This is a genomic window from Saccharibacillus sp. CPCC 101409 (genome assembly GCF_030518235.1).
Taxonomy (GTDB): domain Bacteria; phylum Bacillota; class Bacilli; order Paenibacillales; family Paenibacillaceae; genus Saccharibacillus.
Genome location: NZ_JAULSA010000003.1, coordinates 132,927 through 158,372 on the forward strand (window position 1 = coordinate 132,927; position 25,446 = coordinate 158,372).

Consider the following 25,446-nt stretch of genomic DNA (forward strand, 5'->3'; position numbering starts at 1 on the left):
ATTATTGCGGATCGTTTTGCAAAAGGGAACGCGGCGACCCCGCGTCTGCCGCCGCCGCGTCCACTGCCGGACCTCCCGGCTGCGCCGCAAAATAATGCTCCGCCGCATGCTTGTACGCCCGCATGAAGAACGCCGTCGCCCGGCGGCTGACGTCGGCTTTGGGGACCATCATATCGAATGCGTGATAGCAGCCGGGGTACAGCTCGAACTCCACCGGCACGCCGGCTTCCCGCAGCCGCTCGGCATAGCGGACCGTTTCGTCGCGAAACGGCTCCAGCTCGCCCGCGAATGTCACGGTCGGCGGAAGGCCGCGGTAATCCTCGGCCCGGTCGGCCGCGGCGTACTGCGGCACATCGCCGCCATGCAGTTCGCCCAGGTACAGCTTCCACGCCCAGCGGTTGGAGTTGGAATCCCAGATCGGCGCGTTGTTATCCTGCGCCGATTCGCCCTGCATCCGGTCGTCGATCATCGGGTAGAGCGGCATCTGGAACGCCAGATTCACTTCGCCCCGGTCGCGCGCGTACAGCGACAGCGCCGCGCACAACCCGCCGCCGGCGCTTTCTCCGCCGGCCATCAGCTGGTCGTCGCGGATGCCGAGCCGGGCCGCGTTTGCCTGCATCCACAGCAGCGTATCGTACGCGTCGTCCAGCGCCGCGGGATACGGCGCGTCGATCGACAGCCGGTAATCCGGCGCGACGATCACGCAGTCATGGGCGGCGATCAGGTTCTTGTAGGCATCCGTATTCAGCTCGGGAATGCCGAGCGAATAGCCGCCGCCGTGCAGCCAGAGGATGCCGGGCACGCCGGCCGGATCGGCCGCGGCGCCCGAACCGCCGGGAGACCGGTAAATGCGAATCCGGATTTCGCCGTTTCCGCCGCGCCGCGGAATCCATTCCTCGCCGCAGCGCAGCCCGTCGATATTTTTGCCGGCGCGCGCAGCGAGGGCTTTTTTTGCGCTTTTCGCGGAAGCGATGTATTTCGCTTCGCTCGATTTCTGCGTGAGGGCTTTCATCAGGATGCCTTTGAAACGAAGCTGTTTGTCGATCATGCCGAGTTTAACCTTCATCGTTTATTCTCCTTTGGTAAAAAGGGATCGCCGCTTTGTTCCGTCAGCGCCGTCAGCCATTCTTCGGTATCCGTATCCGCCGCGGGCACGAAGATCGTCCAGATCAGGCTCGGGTCCTGGTCGATCCTGCCGGCCGAATGGACGTCGAATACAAGCTCCCGCTCGCCCCCGGTGTCGGGAATCGGCTGCCGGAAAGTCAGGGTCGTCACATGTTTTTGTTTGACTTCGAACCGGTCCCAGCAGCGGCGGAAATCTTCGTTTTCCCGATTCAGGCGCTCGAACCGTTCCATATAACCGGCGCTGCGCCGGCTGCGCTCGAAGATCGTGCGCACCCAGGCCGCGGTGTAGCGGGCGAACTGCTCCCAGTTCACCAGCCGGCTGCGAAAATCCCCGTTCTCGAACACCAGATGCAGGATATGCCGATCCTCCTCGGGCAGACGGCCGAAGTCCGCGAGCAGAAGTTCCGCCGAGCGGTTCCAGGCCAGCACCTGCGTGCTGTCGTCGGTGATAAAAGACGGATAGCGAAGCTGCCCCGCCAGCGCCCGCAGCAGCGGAATATCCGTGCGCGCGTCCGCGACCGGCTCGGCGACCGGAACGGTCTCGGCCAGCGACAGCAGATAATGCTGCTCCGAATCGCTGAGACGAAGCGCTCGGCCGATGCTGAGCAGGATGTCCTGCGACGGATTCAGTTCTTTGCCCTGCTCCAGCCAGGTATAGTAAGTGACGCTCATATTGGCGAGATAGGCGACTTCTTCCCGGCGAAGGCCCGGCGTGCGCCGTCGTCCCGGCAGCGGCTCGATGCCGCTGTCCGCCGGGCTGAGCTTCTGCCGGCGCGAACGGATAAATTCGCCGAGCGCCGAGGAGGAACGGTAGGTTTTCATGGACTGTCCGCCTTTCGTGGGTTTGTATGTTTTCTGTGCAGGGTCTGCCTCCCGCCTGCATCCGGCCTGTCTTCGACAGCGTTTCTTATATTTTAGGCCAAAAAGAACGGCCGCACAAAAAAGAAGCCGGCGCGATCTTCCGCGCCGGCTTCCCGGATCGTCGAGAAACGATTGGATGTAAGCCTAATTAATACTTCGTCCACCCTGAGACTTCAATCTCAAGCGAATATAACCTTATCTTTAGCGTTGACAAGGGAGCAGGTTCGATTGGAAGGAAAGGTCGGGGAGAGGGCTTGAGAAATAAAACAAAGGGCAAGAAGAATCGAAATAGCTGCGTATAGGCCCTTATTCCGGCTTAATCTTGCGTTTTCAAGAAAATAACTGCGCTCATGCAATTATTTCGAGCTTTTTCGCTTCGATTCGGCCTTTGGCTCCCGAATAGCTGCACCTGCGTCGCTATTTGAAGAAAACGAAGGTTTTCGCCCCAAATAAATGTACCTGTGCCGTTATTTTCCGTTTGGAACCCTACACGGCTCCCTGCCGTTACTCGTTTCGTTTATCCTGTAATCGCTCGGCAGTTGGCCGCCGTTCTTACTCCACGATATTGTTGAAGCCCGCGATCGCGCCGTCTTTGGCGGCCGGAGCCGAGCCGTCGCCGTTGACCGGGAAATGGATCGAATAGCCGTAGCTCGGGCTGGTCGCAAATTCCGCAAGCTGCTTCGCGGTGAAGTAGCCGGATACGTAAGGGTAATCGACTTTGTTCAGCGGACCGCTGTAGCCCCAGACTTTGTCGTAGCTCACGTCGTAGCCCAGTCCCTGCAGACGGGATACTTCGGCCTGCACTTCCTGGCTTTCCGGATCGAGCGGCGAGCCGCTTGCGAACAGGTCGATCGCGACGAAGTATTTCACGTCTTTGCCGGCGTTCTGTTCCAGCGCCTGCTGAAGGCCGTACATAATCAGCGTTTTGCCGTTGTCCGCCGGAGCGTAGCTGCCGCTTGTCGGAGCCTGCGCGTCCGTGTCGGGCGAAGGTCCCGTGTTGAGGCGGTTCATGTACTCGATCGCGTTATACAGCATCACAACCGCTTCGGCGCGCGTGATTTCGGCGTTCGGCTTGAAGTTCTTGTCGGCGTCCAGCTCGACGATGTCCAGCGCGATTCCGAGCTGCACCGAGCCCAGCACGTCGATATCGATCGCATCCTGGTCGGCGATTTCCGGCACGAGGATATTGATCATCGGCAGGTTGCCCGCCGCTTTGAGCGCGTCGATCAGGTAATCGACATACGCTTCGCGCGTGATCTTGGCCGACGGATCGACCGATTCCGGAATGCCGACTTGATTATGGTAAGCGTTCAGAAAAGCATCGGCGTACCAGGCGTCGCTTTTTACGGCCGGGAACAGATCGTGGGCCGAAGACGGTTCGCCTTTGCTCCAGTCCGCCGTATTTTTCAGCTCGAAGCCGCCTGCGATAAATTGCACGGCCTGCGCCTGCGTCAATGCGGCATTCGGAGCGAACGCCTGGCTGCTTACGCCTTTTACGACGCCTTTGGCCTGCAGCGCTTCGATCTTGTCCTGGCCCGGGACGTTTTTGAGGTCTTTGAAAGACGGCGCAGCCGCGAACAGCGAGCCGCCCAGCGATGCCGTCAGCACGGACGCGGACAGAATGGTGGTTGCCAGTTTCTTTTTCATGCGAGTACAGCCTCCTTGGAAAATGGGGTGGGTTCGAACGACTTCGTTCATATTTCCCCAGACGAGCTTTTTTCGCGAAAGGTTGCACCTCAAGATCCCGTGTTTGAAAAGAAAAAGCGTTTAAGACACGTCCTTGTATCGCTTTGCCGACCGGCGTTCACTCGGCCAGCACGATTTTTTTCTGCGCGATCAGCTGCCCTCCCCGCTCGAACGAAACGGTATAACGTCCCGGTTCCCAGTCGGAATTGTTCAGCGGAATTTCCTCGGCCGCCAGGTCGCCGTGCTCGGCGATCGGATGCTCCTGCACGACTTTTCCGCTGCTGTCCTCGGTTACGTATACCCGCGCTTTACGGTTCAGCTCCACCTGGTCGGGATCGGGGTACACGACGACGGCGAACAGCCGCTTGTTTTTCCGATACGAGGCCCGGCCCCCGTCCAGCACGCCCGGCAGATCGTCGCGGCGCGTTTGCCCGACCTGGAGCTCGAACGTCTGGACGGCCTGCGGACGAAAGAAATGCACCGCGCCGGCTCCCAGTCCGCAAACGACCAGCACGGCAAGCAAAGCGGCGAGCGCGATCGGCAGTTTGGTTTTCACGGGATCACCTCCGCTTTTTCGTTCCATCATAAACAGCCGGGATCGCCGCGCGCAGTGAAAGATATCCGTTTTATGCTCAAAGCCGTTACTTTTTGCCGAGCCCGTCCATCTAATCCATGTCGACAAACGAACAAGAAGCGCGATCACGGGGACCCGGGTCCCCTGCGGAAAGGAAGATGACGATGCGTCCGACCGATACGAGACACCCGCGGGCAAGCGGCGATCGGGACTTATGGATATAGAAAAAATGAACAGAGAGCGGCTGGCTTCGAGTGCAAAAGGCGGCGACGCCGAAGCGTTCCTGACACTGGTGCAGGAGCTGAAAAGCTCGATGTACCGGACCGCGCGGGCGATGCTGGCAAACGACGAGGACTGCGCCGACGCGCTCCAGGAAACGATTCTCAAAGCGTACCGGGCGGTGGGCGGGCTGAAAGAACCGGCTTTTTTCAAAACGTGGCTGTACCGCATCCTTATCAACGAGTGCACGACGATTCTGCGCCGGAGATCGAAGCTGTCGCTGCCCGGGGAACTGCCGGAGAAGGTCGAAGTTTCCGCGGAATACCGGCAGATCGAGCTGCGCGAAGCGGTGGACCGGCTCAAGGAACCGCTGCGGCTCGCCGTGGTGCTTGTGTATATGGAAGACATGAAGATCGCCGAAGCGGCCCGGGTGCTGGGCGTCAGCGAAGGCACGGTCAAGATGAGACTGAAGCGGAGCCGGAGCCAGCTGAAAAGTTGGCTGGAAGCGCCGGAGGAAGGAGAGCGATATCGTGAAACGGCAAAATATTGACAGGTTGGCGGGCCTCAGGGAGACCGGGGCGGCGCAGATCCCGTCCGCGGTCGAGCGGCGTCTGGAGGAAACGTTTCGCATGATCCGGGAAGGCGAGGCCGACGCGCATAAGCCGACGGGCCCGGAAGCAGCGGCGTACGCGCGCAGAGCGGCGAAGCGCGGCCGCTTCTCGCGGCTGCGGCGAACGGCCGCGATCGCCGCGGCGAGCGTGCTGCTGGCGGGCGCGGGCCTGACGGGACTGGGCTTCGCGTCGCCGTCGTTTGCCCAGGCGATGCAGAATGTGCCGATTATCGGCGGCATTTTCTCGCTGTACGGCGACCACGGACTGAAAGCGGCGGAAGAGCAGGGACTGGTGCAGCCTTCGTCGTTGACGGCGACCGTGGGCGGCATGACGGTGGGCGTGCGCAATGTGATCTACGACGGGACGCGGATTGCGCTGGAGGTGTATCGGGAAGGCGACGGAGCGCTGTACAATGGCGGCGATCTCAATCACCCGAAGCGCGGCATGTTGGACGGCGTGCAGGCTTCTTACGGTTCGCAGACGCTGCTGCCGAGTTATCGGGCGGCGGGCGACGGAACCGTGATGGTAGTCATGGACCGGCCGCTGGATGAGTCCCTGCCGGATAAATTCGAATTGTCGCTGGTATTGAATATAGAAGGAGCGGATCGTCCGTTCGAACTTGAAGTGCCGGTCGAATCCAATGCGGCGAAGACGGTCATTGAAGAACCGGAGGTGCCGAAGGAGCTGGTCGAACGCGGTGTAGTGGTCGATCGTATCATTTTAACGCCGGTTACGACCCAGGTTCTGTTTCATCATCGACCGAAAGCGGAAGACACGGAAGGAACCTTCGTCAATGCGGACGATTTCGAACTTTTCGATATCATTCGCGACGATCTCGGCAGGGAGTACGAGAGTCTTTCCGGGGCGGGCGAGCCTGATTTGGAGACCGGCAGCAAGCAGTTCTACACATTCGAACCTATCGATTCCCAGGCGAAGGAACTTACGCTCGGCTTCGCCATGCCCGGCGAGCAGAACGGCAAGCCTTACACGTATATCGAAATGGACGTGCCTCTGCCGAAATGAGAAGAGGCGGCGCAGCCTTGAACCGAACCATCCATTCCCGCATAACCGCCTCCGCGCCGGAGGTGGTTATTTTCGGCGTCTTCTTTTAAGATGGGAAAAGGAATAGGAAGCAAGGAATCGCGAATCGAAAAAAGGGGGAACTCGAATCATGTCTTCATCGTCTTCACCGAAACCGTCCGCATCCGACCATACGTCCGTTTACGCCGATTTGCCGCCGGACAAACGCGACAGACTGCGGCATTACGACGTTCTGAATACGCTTGCGCGCAAAGGGCAAACGGTATTCGCCGGTTCTTCGCTGATGGAACATTTTCCGGTGTACGAGCTTCAGCTGGCTTCGGGCACGAATCATCGCATCTACAACCGCGGCGTGTCCGGCTTTGTGACGACCGAGCTGCTGCTCGGCCTGGACGCGTGCGTGCTCGATCTCGCGCCGTCGCGCCTGTTTATCAATATCGGCACCAACGACGTCGCCTCGCCGGAGTACCGACCGGACGAGCTGATCGCCAATTACGAAGCCATCCTGACGCGGATCGGGAACGCGCTGCCGGACTGCCGCATTTTCCTGATGGCCTACTATCCGGTAAACGGCGAAGCCGAGTTTCCTTACACCGACAGGGAGGGAATGCGGGAAGTGCTGTCGCGCCGGACCAACGAGGCTACGCGGCAGGCGAACGAAGCGGTAAAGACGCTGGCGGAGCGGCTCGGACATCCTTTTATCGACGTGAATGAAGGGCTGACGGACGAAAGGGGTAATTTGAAAGAAGAATATTCGACCGACGGTATTCATATGTTCGCAAGCGGGTACGCGGTAGTGTGGGAGAATTTGCTCCGGTACCTGTAAACGTTTCATTGAAAAGAATCGCCGGTTCGCGGGAGGTGCTCTGGCTTTATGCTGACAGCCGTTTCGATCATCGCGCTGCTCGCCGCAATCGCAATTGCGCTCACGGTCAAACTGCCGAAGGTGCCGGCGGCTTCCGGCGGAAGCGTGATGGCGCTGGCGATTTTTACGCAGGGCGTGATGGTGCATTTTGCGGGCAAAGGCTCGCCGGGCGTGCGGGTCTTCGCCGCGCTGACGCTTGTGCTCTGGCTGCTGCACGGCGCCGCTTATCTGTCGGCGCTGCGCTTCGGCCGCTTCAGGGAGTCGTACTGGAACGATCCGATCGGGCGCTTCGCCATCGGGACGTGGGTGGCGGGAACGTCCTCGGCGCTGACGGCGGCCCATGTGAACTTCGCGGAACTGCATCCGGTGCTGCTGGTGCTGAGCATCGGCAATGCGGGTTTCCTGATCTTCTACCTGTTCGCGGCGGCGCTCGCCGCCGGCCAGATCGCGGCCGAACGGCTGCACGGCAGGCTGCACGGCGCGATCCTGCTGACGACGGTGTCCGTGCAGTCCGTCTCCCTGCTGCTGCACGAAGTGTTCGGCGCGCGGGAGTATATGATCTATCGGGTACTGGTGCTGCTGGGCGTTATGTTCTATATCGCCGGCATGGCGCTGCTTGCGCTCCGCTACAGCCGAAAAGGCTGGAAGCTGACCGAAGACTGGCTGGACACCAACTGCATCATGTACGGAGCGGCCGCGATTACGGGAGCGGCGGCGCTGCAATCCTACGTGTTTCCGAGCGGGCTGCTGCTCGGCATCTGGGTCTTCGCGCTCCTGATGCTGCTGCTGGTCGAAGGCGCGGAACTGGTCCGCGCCGCACTCCGTATCCGCAGGTCCGGTTGGGCCAAAGGAATCGGCGTTTACGCTCCGGTCCAGTGGACGAGATTGTTTACGCTCGGCATGTTCTACTTCTTCACTTCACAGGGCGAGCGGATCTTCCCAAAAGGAGACGGCGCGGCGGCGGGCGTTCTGCACGAGCTGCGCGGCTGGGTGCTAAACGGAGGAGCGTGGGGGATTGCGGCGCTGCTGGCGGTGGAGGTTGGGTTGTGGGTGAGTAGGATGGCTAAGAGTAAGAATAGTTAACTCTTATTTGTTGGTTTTTTGTTGGGTTTTCGGTAGCTTTACTCAACGAGCAAAATCGTCCGGAAAATGCAAAAGTTATATTCAAAAGTATCGTAGAGAGACCTTTTACGCTGCTCAGGCAGCCTATGGATTTTATGGACGACCTGCCGATCGATCTGCCTTCGCCGGAGTTGACCCGTTCCATACGCCGCATAGACCAGCAGATTCGGCGTTCTTGGACGGATAAGAATATCGAGCAGGCGTATGTTCAACTGCTGGAATATATCCGGCTGCTGCTGGAACTTGTACAGGAGGCGGATAAAGAAGAGCTTCAAAATCGGATTGTCGCCAAACTTCTGGCGAGTCGTTTTAACGAAATATCGACGCAGGAAGCCGGCAGCCGCTTTTCGGCCGTAAAGATCGAAGTCCATACCTCCTCCGAAGCGGCGGAGATTCTTGGAGTCAGCGACCAGACTGTGCGAAGATGGTGCGATCGCGGCAAATATCCCGAAGCGTATCAGACCGACGGCGGCCATTGGAGAATTCCCAAAAAGTATTTCAAAATCACACTCGATCAAGCCAGAAATCGGCACGAATTCGAACAGCAGTTGAACCGTTTGAACGAGAGCAAAGGGGAGGCCGACGAGAGTGAATTTCTCTGAGTCTCCCTCTTTTTCGTGAGCAGCAATACCAAGCGCTTTCCCGAACAGATCGGTTCTATCCAAAGAATCGGACCGGGTACGTTCTATCATTACATCACAGAAGGAGATTTTGATTCATGACCCGATTCGAATGCGATTATACCCAGGGCGCTCATCCGCGCATTCTCCAGCGGCTGCTGGAGACCAATATGGAACAAACGAGCGGCTACGGCACCGACGAATACTGCGAACGAGCGCGCGCGCATATCCGCCGCGAGTGCGGTACGGAGCAGGCGGACGTGCACTTTCTGGTCGGCGGAACGCAGACCAATACGACCGTGATCGCGGCGCTGCTGCGTCCGCATCAGGGCGTGCTGTCCGCGGAAACCGGACATATCGCCGGACACGAGACGGGCGCGATCGAATCGACCGGACATAAAGTGCTGACGCTGCCGAGCGACGACGGGAAGATTACGGCGGAGCAGGTGCGCCGCGCGTACGACGCCCACTGGAACGACGCTACGCACGAACATATCGTGCAGCCGGGCATGGTCTATATCTCGCAGTCCACGGAGAACGGGACGATCTACTCGCTCGCCGAGCTGGAGGCGTTGAGCGCGGTTTGCCGGGCATGCGGCCTGCCGCTGTTCGTCGACGGCGCGCGGCTCGGCTATGCGCTGGCGGCGGAAGGCGCGGACGTTACGCTGCCGGATCTGGCGCGGCTGTGCGACGTGTTCTACATCGGGGGGACGAAGGTCGGCGCGCTGATGGGCGAAGCGGTCGTGATTCTAAACGAAGCGCTGAAACGCGATTTCCGTTATATGATCAAGCAGCGCGGCGGCATGCTGGCGAAAGGACGACTGCTCGGCATCCAATTCGAGACGCTGTTCGAGGACGGGCTGTACTTCGAGATTTCGCGCAGCGCGGTGGAACTTGCAATGAAGCTGCACCGGGCGCTGGCGGAGATGGGTTTTAGCTTCCGCTACGACTCGCCGACCAACCAGCAGTTCCCGATCCTGCCGGACGGGATGCTGGACGGACTGCGGGAGAAGCATGCTTTTTCGACGTGGGAAAAAATCGACGATTCGCACACGGCGGTCCGCTTCTGCACAAGCTGGGCGACGACGGAGAGCGAGATCGACGAGCTGATCGGGGATTTGCGGCGGCTGCGCGGACTGACGGGTGATTAAGGAATAAGATACCGCGTGCCGAAGCGTTCTCTATAGGGAGTACAGCTGGAATAAAGTGCGGAAATCCACTTGCTTTCCGACTCTGAACGCTGCTTCACTTTATAACATGCAAAAATCCACTTTATCTACGGAAAAACGGCTAAAAGATCCTTTTTCCGAGGAATAAAGTGGGTTTTTGCGCTTTATTGGCTCTCGGTAGCCGTCAGGCGGTCAGAAGATGGATTTTTGCACTTCATCGGCTCCCTTACGCTTCCGCGCTTCGCTGGCAGTGATGACGGTAAGCGGGCTGTGGTGGATTGAAAGGGAAAACGAAAAGTCGGCTCCGTTTCGATTTTCACCCTGAGTATCTTCAGAATCGTTTACGCGCCAAAGCCGCTGCTAAACTACGCAGAGTTCGGCAAGACGAAGATGGAGACGTTGAAATTCCGCTGCGGAACAGGATTATTCAAGCAGTTCGCTCAGAAGGATGTTATTTTTTGAAGAAATACTGGACTGAACGTTCCGAAAAGAGTATACTGCCTTCCATGACGAACGACAGAGGAGGAGCAAGGATGGCACGAACCCGGGAATTCGATCGCGCACGGGTGCTGCACAAGGCGATGCTGCTGTTCTGGGAAAAAGGCTACGACGCCACGAGCATGGCCGATCTGCTGGAGACGATGGGCATCAGCCGGTCCAGTCTGTACGAGACGTTTACGGACAAGCACAATTTGTACCTGGAAGCCACGCAGCTGTACAGGGGGACGAGCCGGGAGAAGCGGCGATTCCTGCTGGAATCGAAGTCGGCCAAAGAGGGCATCCGCCTTTATTTTGAGCGGCATATCGACGGTTCGTTTCGCGAAGATACTCCGATGGGCTGTCTGGTCACGAACACGATTGTCACGGTCGATTCGCCCGACGACGAGATCAACCGGCTGATGCGCATTCATTTCGACGAGCTGCGGATTGCGTTTCGCGAGCTGCTGCAGCGGGGGCAGGAGTCGGGCGAAATCTCGCCGGACAAGGATGTCGACAATCTTGCGTACATGCTGCTGACGATCAATCACGGCATCAACGTCGCGTCCAAACTGAACAACAGCCGGGAACGGGCGGAGTCGATGATCGAGATGGTTCTTGGCATGCTGTGAAAAAAAGCAGGGTGCCGGGAGCTGTTTTTTTGCCCTTTTCGGAACGATTGGTCCGGAAAGTGAAATAAAGAGATCCGAAGGAGAGTGACCGAGGATGAACACGAACGAACAGGCAGGCGCACGATTGGAGAAAAATAAAACGGAAGCGGCGGTCCCGGTTCGGGGCGCAGCGGCTCCGGCCGACATCCCGGCCTGGCTGCTGATCTTCCTGGCCGCCGCCTGCGGAATCATCGTCGCCAATTTGTATTACGCGCAGCCGCTGGTCGAGCCGATCCGGCAGACTATCGGGTTGTCCGCCGGATCGGCCGGGCTGATCGTTACGCTGACGCAGATCGGCTACGCAGCCGGCCTGCTGCTGCTCGTGCCGCTGGGCGACATTCTGGAGAACCGCCGGCTGGTCGCGTCGCTGCTGCTGTTTACCGTTCTGGCCCTGACGCTGTCCTCCGTCGCCGGCAGCGCGCCGCTGTTCCTGCTGGCCGCCATGCTGATCGGACTCGGCTCGGTCGCCGCGCAGATCCTGGTTCCGTACGCTTCGCATCTGGCGTCCGACGAGAATCGCGGCCGGGTCGTCGGCAATGTCATGAGCGGCCTTACGCTCGGCATCATGCTGGCGCGTCCCGTCTCCAGCCTGCTCGCCGGCTGGCTGGGCTGGCGCTCGGTGTTCGCGGTCTCCGCCGCGCTGATTCTGACGCTTGCGCTTGTGCTGCTGCGCGTGCTGCCCGCGCGCAGGCCGCAGGCGGGGATTGCTTATCCCGCGCTGCTCCGCTCCATGGGGCGGCTGCTGCTGACGGCGCCCGTTCTGCGCCGCCGCGCGCTGTACCACGCCTGCATGTTCGGCGCGTTCAGCCTGTTCTGGACCACCGCGCCCCTGCTGCTGGGCGGACCGGTCTTTCATTTTACGCAAACGGGCATCGCCCTGTTTGCGCTGGTCGGCGTCGCCGGAGCCGTCGCCGCTCCGATCGCCGGCCGCGTAGCGGATCGCGGCCTGGTCCGCCCTGCGACCGGAATCGCGCTCGCGATGGCCGCGGTCGCGGCGCTGCTGCCCATGTTCGTGCAGACGCGCTCGGTCTTGACGGTCGGCCTGCTGCTGGCGGCCGCGGTGCTGCTCGACTTTGGCGTGTCGGCCAACCTGATCCTGAGCCAGCGCGAAATCTTCGCGATCGGAGCCGAGTACCGCAGCCGCCTGAACGGACTGTTCATGGCGATCTTTTTTCTCGGCGGGGCGGCCGGCTCCGCAGTGGGCGCCTGGGCTTTCGCCGCCGGCGGCTGGAAGCTGGCGATGATGATCGCGGCGGCGCTTCCGCTGCTGGCGCTGGGGTATTACGGGACGGAAAGCAGAGTCGAACGACGGACGGAGCGGCTGCTGGAGCGCGCGAGTGAGAGGCGAGATGGAGCGAAGCGTTAAACGTGCAGCGCGGTGCGTTCTACCGCTCGGGAGCTTTTTTCGTCGTTTTCCTTCTGTACCTCGGTCCCGCCGATCCTGCTCGGCCTTCTAGCGGATTGCATGTCCGTGAGAAGGCCTTTTTCGGCTCTAGTACTATGCATGATTTTCTGTAGATTAGATTAACGGCTCGCCCAGTCGCGAGATAACGCATGAAAATTTCTGGATTTTATTCTAGAATGCCTTAGCCTTACTTGAGAGATTCGCTATATCCTTTTGCCAACCATACTTATACCCTGTTTTTTTACTTTACAATGTTTATAAATATAAGATGGCAGCACGCTAAGAATTAGGGAAGCAGCGGAAGGGATGGCGAGATGGAAAATAAAATGTTCGAACTGGAAGATAACGAAGTATGTCTATGCGATTCTAATCGAAAATATAAAAACTGTTGCAAAAAACGAGGCATCCAGTGGCTGCACGACGGTAAAGGAAATGCGATACGCAAGTTCTCTTTGGGAGAAGAACTAATGGAGAACTTTGAAAGTTTAAAAGAGCGCTTTACTTAACTATACGGTAGGGACGTAAACGATAACGATCATGTGTTTTGGAGTATGTACGAGGAGAGTAACCAACATGCAAAGCATGCCGTACAATTGATGAGACGTGCTGGAGTTGGCGAAGCTTTGATTTACGCTTACATGGAGAGTGGTTGGCTGATTACTTCAGAGAATGTCCACCTTGCACCGCCGGGCTACGTTAAAGAGTTTGAAGGATATGTCAAGGAATATCAAAATGCAATGAATGAACCTCTGAAAGACAACCAAATCAACGTGCTGCTTCTAGTAAGTATCGCTAATGATATCTTAAAAGATCTAGCGTTCAAGCTAAGAACTAACTTGCGTGATGCTTATAACTATTTCATCAAAAAGCATCTTGAAGGCAATAAAGATTTCTTTAATTACGAAGTGAATTCTGTTTTGGATTACGGCGGTCTATGCGCCATGAAGACGTTGAATAATCTGGAATCCATTCATAAGCTGGCCGAACATGAGCTCGAAGAAAATATACTCGCCACTTCTCGATCTATTTTTGAAAGCTATCTTTATATGGTGGCTCTGAATCGATCCGAAGAATTCTTTGAAGAGAATATTTTGAATGCCAACCACGAACAGCCGGTCAGCATCGCTTCTTTGGCGAAGCAAAGCAAGTATAGGCAAGACAGACAGTTATACAATTCGTTTTTTAGAGAATCCTCCCGATTTGTACACCTTGATGTGCTTAGCGCCCAAGCTTATTTCAAAGAATATCAACCGTTCACCGAAATTAATCGTTCGTTAATCGCTTATGTCATAGGCGTCACATTCGCTGTGCTTAATTTAGAGCAAATCTCGATGTTCAAAGAATGCGACGATCAATTCTGCAAAGACATCTCTTATTTAGTCGAACACGCTAAAAAGGATTTGCTGGACGGTTACCGACTTATTGCAAGCATACCGTCATCGCAAAGCGGAATGTACGATAAATTGAAGCAAAGACTAGAGAACTGAGAGTATCTTTCATGCTATAATGGCAGCAAGACTTTGAGCAGAAGTGGTGGGACGATCACGGCGTACAGCCTTCCGTAAAGGAGGTGAAGGCCATGATCATTCTCGCGGAGCTGGTAGATGTTCTGAAAAGTATAGCTGCTGCATTAAGCATTTTGTTTAGCGTGCGGAAGTTGTACCGATTGGTTCGTCGCAAAATCAAGCAGCGCAAGAAAAAACCCACCGCATAAAGGTTGACCGCCTTCGGTGGGTTTTTCGCATACGCGTATGCCGGGGTGTTCCGCCCGATGTTAAGAGTCCCAGAGCTTTGTCGTTCCAGCGACGAAGCTCTTTTTAATGTAATGCGTTACATTCAGTATAATACCCATTATTTGAATCGCGCAAGCCTCAACAAGTTGATCTCAATAAGATTTTTGATTTATATTAAGCGGAAAAAGATTCCCGAATCTCACATGAAAACGCCTCCAATTATTCGGGTAGTCCATATGAACGCGTTATCATACAATAAGGCTGAGAACGTCCGTTTAAGGAGGAGAAGTATGACTGCCCAATATGAATTCCCGTTTCAGGATATATCGCTTCCGCTGGAGGAACGCGTAAACGACCTCGTTTCCCGCTTCACGCTGGACGAGAAAGTGAATCTGATGATCCAATACCAGGCTGCCGTCGAGCGGCTTGGCGTCAAACCTTATAAGCACGGCACCGAAGCGGCGCACGGCATGGCGTGGCTGGGCGAAGCGACCGGTTATCCGCAGCCGATCGGTCTCGCATGCACGTGGGACGAAGAGCTGATGAAGCAGATCGGCAGCGCGATCGGCGACGAAGCGCGCGGTTTCTACAAACGCGATCCGGAGATCAACGGGCTGACGCTGTGGGCGCCGACCGTCGATATGGAGCGTGACCCGCGCTGGGGACGGACCGAGGAAGCGTACGGCGAAGACCCGATTCTGGCCGGCAAACTGGCGTCCGCGCTCGTGCAGGGCATCCAGGGCGATCATCCGACGTACCTGAAAGCGGTTGCCACGTTGAAGCACTTTATCGGCAACAACAACGAAGTGGGCCGCGGCGACGCTTCGGTCAGCCTCGATCCGCGCAATATGCGCGAATATTACCTCAAAGCGTTCGAGATTCCGTTCAAAGAAGGCGGCGCGCAGTCCATGATGACGTCGTACAACTCGGTCAACGGCGTGCCGGCGAACCTGAACCCCGACGTGAACGGCATCGTCAAAGGCGAGTGGGGCATGGACGGCTTCGTGGTGAGCGACGCGTTCGACGTGTCCGGCACCGTGCGCGATCACGGCTATCTGGAATCGCATACCGAAGCGGTCGCCCGCTCGGTCAAGGAAGGCGGCATCGACAGCCTGACCGACGACGGCGAGCTGATGAAGTCTTCGCTGCGCGAAGCGCTGAAGGACGGGCAGATCGCGGAAGCCGACCTCGACGTCGCGCTGCGCAACACGTTCCGGGTGCGGTTCCGCCTGGGCGAGTTCGATCCCGAAGAGAACAACCCGTATGCGGCAATCGACGAATCGGCCATTTTGAAAAAAGAGCATGAAGAACTGGCGCGCACCGCGGCGAACAAAGCGGTCGTGCTGCTCAAAAACGCCAACCGGACGCTGCCGCTTCAAGCGGACAAGCTGCAAAAAGTCGCCGTGATCGGGCCGCTCGGCGGCACCGTATACCGCGACTGGTACAGCGGCGAGCTGCCGTACGCGATCACGCCGCTGGCGGGCATCCAGGAAAAGCTGGACGGCGCGGGCAAAGGCGGACAAACGGCGTTTGCCGGCGGTACCGACCGCATCAAGCTCAAAGCGAAAAAGAACGGCAAATACGTCGCGGTGCAAGCCGGCGAAGAATCGCCGCTGGCGGCATCGGCCGACTCGGCGGACGGCGCGTCCGTGTTCGAACTGACCGACTGGGGCTGGGACAATACGACCCTGATCGCCGAAGACAACGGGCTGTACCTGACGACCGACGACCGCATCGTGAAAGCTTCGGCGAACCGCATCTGGGAATGGTTTACGAAAGAAGTGTTCCTGGCCCGTCCGGAAAACGGCGCTGCCGCGAACTCTTCCCTGACCTTCTCGACGTGGAAAGACACGCCGGTGACGGTAGGCGAGAGCGGCGAGCTGCTGTCGGGCGACGGACGCGGCGAAGAAACGTCGAACGAGATCGACGCGACCGGCACGTCCGGCCTCGGCAGCTCCGCGGCCGAAGCGCTCCAGGCCGAGGTGTTCGATGTGGAAAAAGTCACGGACAAATTCGAAGCGGCGCGCGAGGCGGCCAAAGGCGCGGACGCCGCGATCGTATTCGTCGGCAACCATCCGCTCATCAACGGCAAAGAAACGGTCGACCGTCCGGACATCACGCTGCCGGCGTCGCAGGAACAGCTCATCAAGGAAGTGCTGTCCGTCAACCCGAACACCATCGTCGTGGTCATCGGCAGCTATCCGTACGCCCTGAACTGGGTCAACGACAACGTGCCGGCCGTGCTGTACTCGACGCACGCCGGCCAGGAAGTGGGCCGCGCGGTGGCGGACGTGCTGTTCGGCGACGCCAACCCGGCCGGACGCCTCAGCATGACCTGGTATAAGTCGGTCGACCAGCTGCCGGCGTTTATGGACTACGATATTATCCAGGGCGGACGCACCTACCGGTACTTCGAAGGCGAAGCGCTGTACCCGTTCGGCTACGGATTGTCGTACACGACGTTCCGCTACGACGGCGTGAAGCTGGATAGCGCGGATCTGGAAGCGTCGGAAAACGCGAAGATCGGCGTGACCGTTACCGTGACCAACACGGGCGATCGGGCCGGCGAAGAAGTCGTGCAGATCTACGGCCGCGCGGAGCAATCGCGCGTGAAGCGTCCGCTCAAGCAGCTGCTGGCGTTCCGCCGCGTTTCGCTCGCGCCGGGCGAATCGCAGGACGTATCGTTCAGCATCCCGCTGAGCGAACTTGCGATCTGGGACGTGACCCGCGAGCGCTTCGTGGTCGAAAACGGCGTCTACGCGCTGTCGGCCGGCCCGTCTTCGGGCGAACTGCCGGTTAGCGCGGAGCTTAACGTAGCGGGCGAAACGATTCCGCCGCGCGACCTGACGCAGCCGACGAAAGCGATCAACTACGACGCTTACGAAGGCGTGCTGCTCGGCGAATGCCGCGAAGGCGGCAGCGCCGTGGAAGTCTCTCCGGAACGCGAATCCGGCTGGATATCGTTCAAGGACGCCGAGTTCGGCGGCGGAGCGTCCGCGCTGACGCTGCGCGCGGCGAGCGTCTCGGGCGGCACGATCGAGATCCGTCTGGGCGGTCCGGAAGGCACGCTGGCCGGCACCGCTTCCGTGGATGCGGGCGGCGCTCACCAGTGGAACGATGTTCAGGCGGACCTGACCGGCGTGTCCGGCAGACAGGATGTGTACGTGATCCTGAACGGCAAATTGTCCGTCAGCACGATCCGTTTTGCCTGAACCTGAATATGGAATACTGAAAAAGCGAAGCAATGGCGATCTTGTCCGCCGCTGCTTCGCTTTTTTATCGCTGCTTACTTATCTTGGATCGACTGCCGCAGTCTATCCGTTAGGCTCTATCTCCGGGTAATCGACGCCGTCTGTTCCTGCTGCTGGCTGCGGAGGTTGTTAATCAAATCCAACAGATTTTTGTACTGTTCCAGCTGTTGAGGGCTCTGCTGCTTCTCAAAACCCGTCAGATTGGCCTGCGAAACTCCGCCAACCGCAGCGGCCGAAGCCGGAGCCACAACCGATACCACTGCCGCAGCTGCAAATGCCGAAGCGACCATCGCTTTTTTAAAACGTTTCATCCTTAATTCCCTCGCCTTCGTCGTATGGTGGATACCGCCGTTTACTCGGTAGCTTAAAGAGAGTTTATATGAATAATTTGAGATAATCAATCCTGTTTACTTCAAATTTGACAAAAAAATTCGAACGCTGTTTGCCGGGTAGAAAATTTCATCTGTTTTGGCGCTAAACCGCGGTTTAATGGGCTTTTTCCTATATAATAGGACGAGAGAAATTCGCCGGACCGGGTAAGAACGACAGTGTCGCGATTGCCCGGATCGATCCGGCTTACAGAAAAGAGGGTACCATGGTACAAAAGGACTTTAGCGCCGACATTGAACTTATCCGCTTCGACCGCGAGCACATTCCATACATCAACGACACGAACGAAACGTTCCCGATCTTCGGCCGGCTTGTGGCGGGCTACCGGGGCGGCGTCTGGACGCATACGGAGGAACTGTTCGCCGAGACGCGCTATATCCGTTTCCCCGACGACCGGCTGGATTGGGAAGACTATATCGGCAGCAGTCAAAAAGCGATCTACCTGGCTTTTCGCGGCTCGCTCTGCATCGGGCAGGTGCGCATCGTGCGCGACTGGACGGGCTTCGCGTATATCGAAAATATCGCCGTGCGCGGCTCGCACCGTCAGCTCGGCGTCGGCGGCATGCTGATGCGCACGGCCGAAGCGTGGGCGCGGGAGCACGAACTGCGCGGCCTGTCGCTCGAAGCGCAGGACGACAATCTGGCGGCGTGCCGCTTCTACCTGAAGCAGGGAATGACGCTGGGCGGATTGGACACCATGAAGCAGACATTCATTCCCGAGATCGACAAAACGCTGTATTTTTATAAAATTTTCTGACGGGAGGGGTTATCGTGCTTAAAGGACTGTTCGAAACGCATATCAACGTCGGCGATTACAAAGCGTCGGCCGAGTTCTACGAGCGGGTGCTGGGACTGATTCCGCTGCATGACGACCCGGCGCGCAAATCGAAGTTTTACTGGATCGGCGCGCCCGGCGAGGCCATGTTCGGCATCCGCGAGAACTACCCGTCGCCGCTTGTGCAGCGTCAGCATTTTGCGTTCCGCGTGGCGCTGGACGAGCTTGAAGCGGCGCGCCGGACGCTGCAGGAACGCGGCGTGAAGACTACCAACTTCTTCGGCGAAAGCGAAGCGCCGCTGAGCGTGTTTCCGTTTATGCCGGCCGTCTCCGTCTACTTCGAAGATCCCGACGGCCACTCGGTCGAGCTGCTGGCGATGCTGGACGACGAGCCGCGCCCGGAGTTTGCGATCATGCCGTGGCCGGAGTGGGAGAACGTTTGCGGCAGAAACAAAGGAGACTTCGCATGACGAAAAGGCATTACGACAGCGGAGAAACCCGGCGGGTGATTGCGGAGAAGGCGGCGCAGCTTTTTGCCCGGAAAGGCTTTACGGCGACTTCGATCGCAGATATCTCCAGAGAGTCGGGCTTCAGCAAAGGACATATCTACTACCACTTCGAAAACAAGGAAAAGCTGTTCGTGCATCTCGCGCAGGAGACGATGCGAAGCTGGGGCGAGAAGTGGGAGGCCATCGCGTCGAATTATCCGACAGCGACGGAGAAAATGTACGCGGTGGCGCGTTTCGTTATGCACAACTACAAAACGCCGCTGCTGCACGTCGGCCAGGAACTGGCGGCGAATCCGCAGACCGACCCGCAGACGCTCAAGCAGCTCGGAGAACTGGCGCAAACGCCGATGGCGGTATACGCGGACATTTTGCGGCAGGGCGTGGACGAAGGCGCGTTCGAGATCGGCGATCTGCAAAGCGCGACCTTTCTGCTCGGCACCTGGCTCGGTTCGCTGTGTCCGCTGATTTTCACCATGGAACCGGCTGAGCTGGAGCGATTGTTCGAACGCGGCGTCGAAATTTTTCTGGGCGGAATCCGTCGCAAATGACGGTTTCCTTATACGCAAAAAAGCCGCACACCGCGAAAGTACGCGGGATGCGGCTTTTTTTGCAAATACGGGATTGTTGGACGGGCTGCCCGGCGAACCGGTTAAGCCACGTCCGCGCGGTCGATATTGCGGAAGCTCAGATATGTGCCCAGGACGCCGATCGCGGCCAGGGACAGCGGGATAGCGACGATGGAACTGAGCGATACGCCGAAGTTGTTCGAAGCCACGATCATCACGATAAAGATCGAGGAAATGATCGTCGCGGACACCGATTTGCGGCGCAGGCCGATCACCAGCGGCAGCAGGCTCATGCCCGCCGCGCCGACCGCCTGCGTCAGCACGGAACCGGCGTGCAGCAGCAGATCGCCGGAGGAAACCGGAGTGCCCGCGTAGCCGAAATGCGAGTCGATCGTAAGCATCAGCGCGTCGGTCAGCAGATTGGTCAGGGCGATGCTGAAGAAGCACCATACGAATACGATCGACAGCTTGGCGAACATGAGCTGCTTGCGGCTGATCGGATAGGCGAACAGCAGCGACATCGTGTTGTCTTTGTACTCGCCGATAATCAAACTCGACAGCAGGGAAGACGCGTAAATGATAAAGGTTGCGCGCGTCAGCGTGTCGATCCCGCCCAGCATGTCGAGCTGGTTCTTGAACACGGCGCCCGAAGAATCGGAGTCTTTGATAAAGTACATCATGAGCATCACGGCGATAATAATGGCGCAGGCGATCAGCGTACCGCGAATGTGACGGGCCAGGTTCCCTTTTTTAAGCTCCAGCTTGACGAGATGCATCATGTCCGTTTCCTCCTTTGATGATATCGAAAAAGTATTCTTCCAGCGTGTGATGGCGGCGGTTGATCGATTCGATCGGCACGTCGTTCAGGATCAGCCCTTTGGACAGCGCTTCCTGGCCGAGCTCCGTGCCGTAGACGCGCAGCGTGCGCTCGCCCGTCTGCTTGAAGTTCGTCACGCCGAGCTTCTCGGTCAGGACGAACGCGGCAAGAGCGGCGTCGGAAGTCGAGATCTCGATAAATTCCGTCGTCGACGCCCGCACGCTGTCCAGCGGAACTTCGCGCAGCAGGCGTCCCTGATTGATGACGCCGATCGTGTCGGCGATCTGTTCGACTTCGGGCAGCAGGTGGCTGGAGATCAGGATCGCCATGCCCCATTCGTCACGCAGCCGGCGAAACACGCCGCGCATCAGCTGGATGCCTTCCGGGTCGAGGCCGTTGATCGGCTCGTCGAGCAGCAGCAGCTCCGGCCGGGTGCAGATCGCGCGGGCGATTGCCAGGCGCTGCCGCATGCCGAGCGAGAACTGCTTGACCGGCTTGTTCTCCGTGCCGACCAGCTGGACCAGACGCAGCGCTTCGCCGATCGCCTGCTTGTTGGGGTAGCCCATATATTCGCAGTGCAGCTCCAGATTCTGCTCGGCGGTCAGCCGTTCGTAGAACACCGGCGTTTCGATCAGGTGGCCGATGCGCTTGAGATGCTCGTTCGAGCCGGGCAGCAGCCGCTCCCCGAACAGTTCGATTTCGCCTCCCGTCGGCCGGACCAGGCCGAGCAGCATTTTCATTACCGTGGATTTGCCGGCTCCGTTCGGACCGAGAAATCCGTAAATTTCGCCGCGCCGTACATTCATGGATACGTTCGAAACCGATTCGACCGGGCCGTAGCTCTTGGTGAGCATCTGCGTGCGGATGATTTGCGTCATGATCGTTCAACTCCTCGTTGGGTTGGATGAGATTTGGATGAGGGCCGGCGCCGTTTGCGCCTCGCCCATCTCTGTTGAATTCATCTTATCGAGGAACCCTTTCTTTCACCTGTCGCATTTCTTACGTATTTCTTACTTCGGCTGCTCCGGGCGGTAAGGGGAAGCCGGGAACGCCAGCGCGAACACGGTCGAGCGGGCGGGCTCGCTCTCCAGCGTCACGCTGCCGCCCAGCCGCTCGGTCAGGCGCTTGACGATCGCAAGGCCGATGCCGCTGCCCTGCAGATTGCGGCTGCGCGAATCTTCCAGCGTATACATACGCTCGAAGACGTTGGCCTGTTCGGCGGCCGGGATGCCGCGCCCCCGGTCGGCGACTTCGATGACGACTTGCTCCGCCGAAGCACGCAGGCGCAGGCCCAGGAAGCGGCCGTCGGCGCCGTAGCGGACCGCGTTGGACAGCAGATTGTCGAGGATGCGCGACAGCGCTTCTTCGTTGGCGTAGATCCAGACCGGATGCTCCGGCAGCGCGATCTCGACTTCGAAGCCGCGTTCGGTCAGCAGGTCGAAATAGCCGAGAATCCGGTGCCGGCACACTTCGGCCGCGTCGATCACGGACAGCGGCAGATTGTAATCGTCGGCTTCAAGCTTGGACAGATCGAAGAACGCGTTGATGCGTTCGTGCACTTCGAGCGTCTTGCGGTAGACCTGGGCCAGCATGGCGCGGCGTTCGTCTTCGGAGAGGTCCGGGCTGCGCTCCAGCACTTCGGCGTAGCCGAGAATCACGGTCAGCGGCGTCTTGAGATCGTGGGAAACGTTGGACAGCATGCGGCGCATCGACTGCCCGGAGCGCGCATAATCCGCGGCCAGGCCGGCGGCGCGGTCGATGAGGTCGTTGATGCCCGTCAGCAGCCGCCGCAGCTCCGGCTCGCCGGTGACGACCAGCAGCCGCTCGCGCCCCGGCAGCGTATCCTTGTCGGCGTAGCGCGCGAGCTTGTCGGTCATATAAGACAGATCGCGGCGCAGCTTTCGGCCGCGGAGAAGTTCAAGCCCGTACAGAATGCCGAACGCCAGCGCGGCGGCGGCCGACAGCAGGGTCCATCCGAGCGCCGGCATCTACGTTTCCCCCAGCCGGTAGCCGATGCCCCACAGCGTCGTCACGTAGCGCGGGTTCGAAGGATCGTCTTCGATCTTCTCCCGCAGCCGGCGGATATGCACGTTGATCGCGTTGTCGTCTTTATAGTATTCTTCGTTCCAGACCAGCTGATACAGCATCGCTTTCGTATACACGCGGGTCGGGTTCTGGATCATCAGCTTGAGGATCTGGAACTCTTTGGCGGTGAGCTTGATCTCCTCGCCTCTCTTGCGTACGCTGAAATTGTCGGGATCGACGCTCAGTTCGCCCACGCTCAGCAGCCGCGGCGCCGGCTCGGCTTCGGCCTGCGGCGCCGAGTATTGGGTCGCGCGGCGGATCGACGCTTCGATCCGGGCGGCCAGCTCCAGCAGCGAGAACGGCTTGGCGATATAATCGTCGGCTCCGAAACGCAGTCCCAGCGCTTTCTCGACTTCGTTGTCCTTCGCCGACACGATCAGGATCGGCACCCGGCTGACCCGCCGGATCTGCTGCAGCACGTCCATGCCGCTCATTCCGGGCAGCATCAGGTCGAGCAGCACCAGATCGTAGCGGTCCGCCAGAAATCGATCCAGCGCGCGGTCGCCTTCGTGCACGACGGTCGAGCGATAGCCTTCTTTGGCCATATAATCCGCGACCATGCCGCTGATTCCGGCATCGTCCTCGACGATAAGCAGATTTCCTTGCACCGGTTCGTCCTCCTTGGTTGTCGCGCCGCCGCTTTCCCGTCCGGAATATCGCATCGCGCGATCCTTGCCGGGCAGGAAGAAGGCGGCTTTTCCTACCATTCTAAAGGGAGCGGCCGTTTTTGGGAAAGGATTTATGCGCGCCGGAAAAAGGGCGGCGGGGGAGTTTCGAGTCGCGGCGGACGGTTCGCAGTTGGCGTCCGGCGGCCGAAGCGCGCGTTTGAGGACTTGTTCCGGGGGTATTAAGGGGTAGCGGAACCGCCGCTGAGTTCCGTTAGCGCGCCGGGCAGCCGGTAAAGATGCGATTAACGCCGCTCGGTTCCGTTAGGCTGCGAGCGCGGAAGTTTGGGGTCGGAATGTTGAGGCCTGTTTATTGAAGCCGGTTCGTTGAGATTTATATCTGATTTGTTAAGAGTCCCATCTGACTTATTGTTGGAGACTCTGCGCGTTAATCATCACGTTAATCATAAGGAGGTCGTCCCATGACCGAAGTTTCTATTTCTTCATCCGCCGGATGGAATTTCGATAACAGCTACGCCGGATTGCCCGACCTGTTCTACAGCCGTGTGGAGCCGGTCCCGGTCCGCGAGCCGCGAGCGGTGATCTTGAACGAGGAGCTGGCCCGGGAGCTCGGACTGGACCCGGAATGGCTGCGCGGCGAAGAAGCCGCGGCCATCTTCGCCGGCAACGCCGTGCCGGAAGGATCGGAGCCGCTGGCCCAGGCCTATGCGGGCCATCAGTTCGGCGGCTTCAACCGCCTGGGCGACGGCCGGGCGGTGCTGCTCGGCGAGCAGATCGCGCCGGCCGGCGGCCGGTTCGATATCCAGCTCAAGGGCTCCGGCCGCACGCCGTACTCGCGCGGCGGAGACGGCCGGGCCGCGCTCGGCCCGATGCTGCGCGAGTATATCATCAGCGAGGCGATGCACGCGCTGGGCATTCCGACGACGCGCAGCCTGGCGGTCGTGACGACCGGCGAGCCGGTGCGCCGCGAGACCGATCTGCGCGGCGCGGTATTGACCCGCGTGGCGGCGAGCCATCTGCGCGTCGGCACGTTCCAGTACGCCGCCCAGTGGGGCGGGCCGGACGCGGTACGGACGCTGGCCGACTACGCCATCCGGCGGCATTATCCCGATATCGCGCCGGATGCCGAAGACCGTTATCTTCGGCTGCTTGAAGGGGTGCTGGAGCGGCAGGCTTCGCTGGTCTCGCAGTGGATGCTCGCCGGATTTATCCACGGCGTGCTGAATACCGACAACGTGGCGATCGGCGGGGAATCGATCGACTACGGGCCGTGCGCTTTTATGGACGCTTACGATCCGTCGACCGTATTCAGCTCGATCGACACCGGCGGCCGCTACGCTTACGGCAACCAGCCGTATATCACGCTCTGGAACGTGACCCGGCTGGCGGAAACGCTGGTTCCGCTGCTGCACGAAGAGCAGGAACGCGCCGTCGAACTGGCGCAGACGATGCTGGACCGCTTCGAGCGGCTGTATTTGGATCACTGGCTCGCCGGAATGCGGGCCAAGCTGGGTCTGTCCGGCGCGGAGCCGGAAGACGAGCAGCTGATCGGCGATCTGCTGGATCTGATGAAAGCGTTCAGAGCGGATTACACGAATACGTTCGTCGGGCTGACGTTCGACGCGCCGGTCGGCGAAGCGGACCAAGCCGGGGGAGAAGCGGCAGTCGAAGCGCAGGCGGGCGAAGATCGGGCGGCCGCGGCGCCGTCGATCGCGGACGACGCGGGCAACGCCGAGCTGGATTACGCCGGCGTTCGCGAAGCAGGCGCCGGCAGCGGGCCGGATGCCGCCAAAGCCGGGGCGGCATCCGGCGGCGAACTTTCCGCTGCCGGCATCGGCGCGGAGGAAGCCGCCCGCCCGGCTTCGTTTCCGGGCGCCGACGCTCTGCTGGGCAGCGGCGAGTACCGCGCCTGGCGAGAGCGCTGGCAGGCGCGGCTGGGCCGCCGGAGCGATTCCGCGTCCGCCGCGTTCGAGCGGATGCGCCGTCATAATCCGGCGGTGATTCCGCGCAATCACCGGGTGGAAGAAGCGCTGGCGGCGGCCGTGAACGCCGACGATTACGGTCCGCTGCGCAGGCTGGTCGACGCGCTGTCGCGGCCTTACGCGCACGCGGCCGACCAGGCGGAATACGCGCAGCTTCCGCCGCAGGAAGGCGGCGGTTACGTGACCTACTGCGGCACGTAAAAGGTGTGCGCCGTATCCGAAGCGGCGCGTTCGCGGCGGATAACCGGACCGCGATCGTGCAGCGG

Annotated in this window: 25 protein-coding genes; 16 read left to right on the forward strand and 9 right to left on the reverse strand. The window is 59.4% G+C overall.

Features of this window, described 5'->3' with window-relative positions; translation table 11 throughout:
- Nucleotide 1 precedes the first annotated feature (1 nt).
- From QWJ34_RS08520 to QWJ34_RS08535, 4 genes are all read right to left on the reverse strand, one after another.
- Nucleotides 2-1,066, reverse strand: coding sequence for an alpha/beta hydrolase (locus QWJ34_RS08520; RefSeq protein ID WP_302726940.1), 1,065 nt, complete (start codon nucleotides 1,064-1,066; stop codon nucleotides 2-4).
- Nucleotides 1,063-1,947 carry a helix-turn-helix domain-containing protein gene (locus tag QWJ34_RS08525; RefSeq protein WP_302726941.1) on the reverse strand — a complete coding sequence of 295 codons (885 nt, stop codon included), beginning with the start codon at nucleotides 1,945-1,947 and terminating at the stop codon, nucleotides 1,063-1,065. The genes QWJ34_RS08520 and QWJ34_RS08525 overlap by 4 nt, the downstream gene beginning before the upstream one ends.
- A gap of 591 nt (nucleotides 1,948-2,538) precedes the next feature.
- Complete coding sequence (locus tag QWJ34_RS08530; RefSeq protein ID WP_302726942.1) at nucleotides 2,539-3,633, reverse strand: S-layer homology domain-containing protein; 1,095 nt, start codon at nucleotides 3,631-3,633, stop codon at nucleotides 2,539-2,541.
- A 157-nt stretch (nucleotides 3,634-3,790) separates the two neighbouring features.
- Nucleotides 3,791-4,228, reverse strand: coding sequence for a hypothetical protein (locus QWJ34_RS08535; protein ID WP_302726943.1), 438 nt, complete (start codon nucleotides 4,226-4,228; stop codon nucleotides 3,791-3,793).
- Between the two features lie 247 nt (nucleotides 4,229-4,475).
- On the opposite strand from QWJ34_RS08535, the gene QWJ34_RS08540 reads away from it, so the two are divergent.
- From QWJ34_RS08540 to QWJ34_RS08590, 12 genes are all read left to right on the forward strand, one after another.
- The gene (locus QWJ34_RS08540) at nucleotides 4,476-5,015 is read left to right on the forward strand and encodes a sigma-70 family RNA polymerase sigma factor (protein WP_302726944.1); all 540 of its coding nucleotides are present in this window, start codon (nucleotides 4,476-4,478) and stop codon (nucleotides 5,013-5,015) included.
- Nucleotides 4,996-6,099, forward strand: a complete 1,104-nt coding sequence (locus QWJ34_RS08545) for a DUF4179 domain-containing protein (RefSeq protein ID WP_302726945.1) — start codon at nucleotides 4,996-4,998, stop codon at nucleotides 6,097-6,099. The genes QWJ34_RS08540 and QWJ34_RS08545 overlap by 20 nt, the downstream gene beginning before the upstream one ends.
- A 148-nt stretch (nucleotides 6,100-6,247) precedes the next feature.
- A complete protein-coding gene (locus tag QWJ34_RS08550) occupies nucleotides 6,248-6,943 on the forward strand; it encodes a GDSL-type esterase/lipase family protein (protein ID WP_302726947.1) in 696 nt (231 codons plus the stop codon).
- 48 nt (nucleotides 6,944-6,991) lie between these two features.
- The gene (locus QWJ34_RS08555) at nucleotides 6,992-8,065 is read left to right on the forward strand and encodes a TDT family transporter (RefSeq protein ID WP_302726948.1); all 1,074 of its coding nucleotides are present in this window, start codon (nucleotides 6,992-6,994) and stop codon (nucleotides 8,063-8,065) included.
- Between the two features lie 134 nt (nucleotides 8,066-8,199).
- Complete coding sequence (locus tag QWJ34_RS08560) at nucleotides 8,200-8,706, forward strand: MerR family transcriptional regulator (RefSeq protein WP_302726950.1); 507 nt, start codon at nucleotides 8,200-8,202, stop codon at nucleotides 8,704-8,706.
- A 116-nt stretch (nucleotides 8,707-8,822) separates the two neighbouring features.
- Entirely contained in the window at nucleotides 8,823-9,875 is a 1,053-nt protein-coding gene (locus QWJ34_RS08565) for a threonine aldolase family protein (RefSeq protein WP_302726952.1), read from the forward strand.
- 551 nt (nucleotides 9,876-10,426) lie between these two features.
- Nucleotides 10,427-11,002, forward strand: a complete 576-nt coding sequence (locus QWJ34_RS08570) for a TetR/AcrR family transcriptional regulator (protein WP_302726954.1) — start codon at nucleotides 10,427-10,429, stop codon at nucleotides 11,000-11,002.
- Between the two features lie 94 nt (nucleotides 11,003-11,096).
- Entirely contained in the window at nucleotides 11,097-12,407 is a 1,311-nt protein-coding gene (locus QWJ34_RS08575; protein WP_302726956.1) for an MFS transporter, read from the forward strand.
- Nucleotides 12,408-12,772: 365 nt separating this feature from the next.
- Nucleotides 12,773-12,952: an SEC-C metal-binding domain-containing protein gene (locus QWJ34_RS27095; protein WP_368046461.1), complete on the forward strand. Its 180-nt coding sequence runs from the start codon at nucleotides 12,773-12,775 to the stop codon at nucleotides 12,950-12,952.
- Between the two features lie 45 nt (nucleotides 12,953-12,997).
- Nucleotides 12,998-13,933 carry a hypothetical protein gene (locus tag QWJ34_RS08580; RefSeq protein ID WP_302726958.1) on the forward strand — a complete coding sequence of 312 codons (936 nt, stop codon included), beginning with the start codon at nucleotides 12,998-13,000 and terminating at the stop codon, nucleotides 13,931-13,933.
- Between the two features lie 92 nt (nucleotides 13,934-14,025).
- Nucleotides 14,026-14,160 carry a hypothetical protein gene (locus QWJ34_RS08585; protein WP_302726960.1) on the forward strand — a complete coding sequence of 45 codons (135 nt, stop codon included), beginning with the start codon at nucleotides 14,026-14,028 and terminating at the stop codon, nucleotides 14,158-14,160.
- Between the two features lie 309 nt (nucleotides 14,161-14,469).
- Nucleotides 14,470-17,391 (forward strand): glycoside hydrolase family 3 protein, encoded by a 2,922-nt coding sequence (locus tag QWJ34_RS08590; RefSeq protein WP_302726962.1) that lies wholly within the window; start codon nucleotides 14,470-14,472, stop codon nucleotides 17,389-17,391.
- 116 nt (nucleotides 17,392-17,507) lie between these two features.
- Here the strand turns inward: QWJ34_RS08590 and QWJ34_RS08595 are convergent, their stop codons facing one another.
- Nucleotides 17,508-17,741 carry a hypothetical protein gene (locus QWJ34_RS08595; protein WP_302726964.1) on the reverse strand — a complete coding sequence of 78 codons (234 nt, stop codon included), beginning with the start codon at nucleotides 17,739-17,741 and terminating at the stop codon, nucleotides 17,508-17,510.
- 284 nt (nucleotides 17,742-18,025) lie between these two features.
- On the opposite strand from QWJ34_RS08595, the gene QWJ34_RS08600 reads away from it, so the two are divergent.
- Genes QWJ34_RS08600 through QWJ34_RS08610 form a run of 3 tightly spaced genes read left to right on the forward strand, consistent with a single transcriptional unit; the run spans nucleotide 18,026 to nucleotide 19,652 of the window.
- On the forward strand, nucleotides 18,026-18,577 hold the full coding sequence (locus tag QWJ34_RS08600; RefSeq protein WP_302726966.1) for a GNAT family N-acetyltransferase: 552 nt from the start codon (nucleotides 18,026-18,028) through the stop codon (nucleotides 18,575-18,577).
- Nucleotides 18,578-18,591: 14 nt separating this feature from the next.
- Entirely contained in the window at nucleotides 18,592-19,065 is a 474-nt protein-coding gene (locus QWJ34_RS08605; protein ID WP_302726968.1) for a VOC family protein, read from the forward strand.
- Complete coding sequence (locus tag QWJ34_RS08610) at nucleotides 19,062-19,652, forward strand: TetR/AcrR family transcriptional regulator (RefSeq protein WP_302726970.1); 591 nt, start codon at nucleotides 19,062-19,064, stop codon at nucleotides 19,650-19,652. Before QWJ34_RS08605 ends, QWJ34_RS08610 begins: the two co-directional genes overlap by 4 nt.
- 101 nt (nucleotides 19,653-19,753) lie before the next feature.
- Here QWJ34_RS08610 and QWJ34_RS08615 read toward each other — a convergent pair whose 3' ends face one another.
- From QWJ34_RS08615 to QWJ34_RS08630, 4 genes are all read right to left on the reverse strand, one after another.
- Nucleotides 19,754-20,449: an ABC transporter permease gene (locus QWJ34_RS08615; RefSeq protein WP_302726971.1), complete on the reverse strand. Its 696-nt coding sequence runs from the start codon at nucleotides 20,447-20,449 to the stop codon at nucleotides 19,754-19,756.
- Entirely contained in the window at nucleotides 20,421-21,365 is a 945-nt protein-coding gene (locus QWJ34_RS08620) for an ABC transporter ATP-binding protein (protein WP_302726972.1), read from the reverse strand. Before QWJ34_RS08620 ends, QWJ34_RS08615 begins: the two co-directional genes overlap by 29 nt.
- Before the next feature lie 132 nt (nucleotides 21,366-21,497).
- Nucleotides 21,498-22,475: a sensor histidine kinase gene (locus tag QWJ34_RS08625; protein ID WP_302726974.1), complete on the reverse strand. Its 978-nt coding sequence runs from the start codon at nucleotides 22,473-22,475 to the stop codon at nucleotides 21,498-21,500.
- The gene (locus QWJ34_RS08630) at nucleotides 22,476-23,180 is read right to left on the reverse strand and encodes a response regulator transcription factor (protein WP_302726976.1); all 705 of its coding nucleotides are present in this window, start codon (nucleotides 23,178-23,180) and stop codon (nucleotides 22,476-22,478) included.
- A 479-nt stretch (nucleotides 23,181-23,659) separates the two neighbouring features.
- Here QWJ34_RS08630 and QWJ34_RS08635 point away from each other — a divergent pair, with 479 nt between their 5' ends.
- The gene (locus QWJ34_RS08635; protein ID WP_302726978.1) at nucleotides 23,660-25,381 is read left to right on the forward strand and encodes a protein adenylyltransferase SelO; all 1,722 of its coding nucleotides are present in this window, start codon (nucleotides 23,660-23,662) and stop codon (nucleotides 25,379-25,381) included.
- Nucleotides 25,382-25,446 lie beyond the last annotated feature (65 nt).

Coding starts and splice junctions, on each gene's coding strand:
- QWJ34_RS08520 (WP_302726940.1), bottom strand. CDS start 1,066: ATGAAGGTTAAACTCGGCATGATCGACAAACAGCTTCGTTTCAAAGGC.
- QWJ34_RS08525 (WP_302726941.1), bottom strand. CDS start 1,947: ATGAAAACCTACCGTTCCTCCTCGGCGCTCGGCGAATTTATCCGTTCG.
- QWJ34_RS08530 (WP_302726942.1), bottom strand. CDS start 3,633: ATGAAAAAGAAACTGGCAACCACCATTCTGTCCGCGTCCGTGCTGACG.
- QWJ34_RS08540 (WP_302726944.1), top strand. CDS start 4,476: ATGAACAGAGAGCGGCTGGCTTCGAGTGCAAAAGGCGGCGACGCCGAA.
- QWJ34_RS08550 (WP_302726947.1), top strand. CDS start 6,248: ATGTCTTCATCGTCTTCACCGAAACCGTCCGCATCCGACCATACGTCC.
- QWJ34_RS08555 (WP_302726948.1), top strand. CDS start 6,992: ATGCTGACAGCCGTTTCGATCATCGCGCTGCTCGCCGCAATCGCAATT.
- QWJ34_RS08560 (WP_302726950.1), top strand. CDS start 8,200: ATGGACGACCTGCCGATCGATCTGCCTTCGCCGGAGTTGACCCGTTCC.
- QWJ34_RS08565 (WP_302726952.1), top strand. CDS start 8,823: ATGACCCGATTCGAATGCGATTATACCCAGGGCGCTCATCCGCGCATT.
- QWJ34_RS08570 (WP_302726954.1), top strand. CDS start 10,427: ATGGCACGAACCCGGGAATTCGATCGCGCACGGGTGCTGCACAAGGCG.
- QWJ34_RS08575 (WP_302726956.1), top strand. CDS start 11,097: ATGAACACGAACGAACAGGCAGGCGCACGATTGGAGAAAAATAAAACG.
- QWJ34_RS27095 (WP_368046461.1), top strand. CDS start 12,773: ATGTTCGAACTGGAAGATAACGAAGTATGTCTATGCGATTCTAATCGA.
- QWJ34_RS08580 (WP_302726958.1), top strand. CDS start 12,998: ATGTACGAGGAGAGTAACCAACATGCAAAGCATGCCGTACAATTGATG.
- QWJ34_RS08585 (WP_302726960.1), top strand. CDS start 14,026: ATGATCATTCTCGCGGAGCTGGTAGATGTTCTGAAAAGTATAGCTGCT.
- QWJ34_RS08590 (WP_302726962.1), top strand. CDS start 14,470: ATGACTGCCCAATATGAATTCCCGTTTCAGGATATATCGCTTCCGCTG.
- QWJ34_RS08595 (WP_302726964.1), bottom strand. CDS start 17,741: ATGAAACGTTTTAAAAAAGCGATGGTCGCTTCGGCATTTGCAGCTGCG.
- QWJ34_RS08600 (WP_302726966.1), top strand. CDS start 18,026: ATGGTACAAAAGGACTTTAGCGCCGACATTGAACTTATCCGCTTCGAC.
- QWJ34_RS08610 (WP_302726970.1), top strand. CDS start 19,062: ATGACGAAAAGGCATTACGACAGCGGAGAAACCCGGCGGGTGATTGCG.
- QWJ34_RS08615 (WP_302726971.1), bottom strand. CDS start 20,449: ATGATGCATCTCGTCAAGCTGGAGCTTAAAAAAGGGAACCTGGCCCGT.
- QWJ34_RS08620 (WP_302726972.1), bottom strand. CDS start 21,365: ATGACGCAAATCATCCGCACGCAGATGCTCACCAAGAGCTACGGCCCG.
- QWJ34_RS08625 (WP_302726974.1), bottom strand. CDS start 22,475: ATGCCGGCGCTCGGATGGACCCTGCTGTCGGCCGCCGCCGCGCTGGCG.
- QWJ34_RS08635 (WP_302726978.1), top strand. CDS start 23,660: ATGACCGAAGTTTCTATTTCTTCATCCGCCGGATGGAATTTCGATAAC.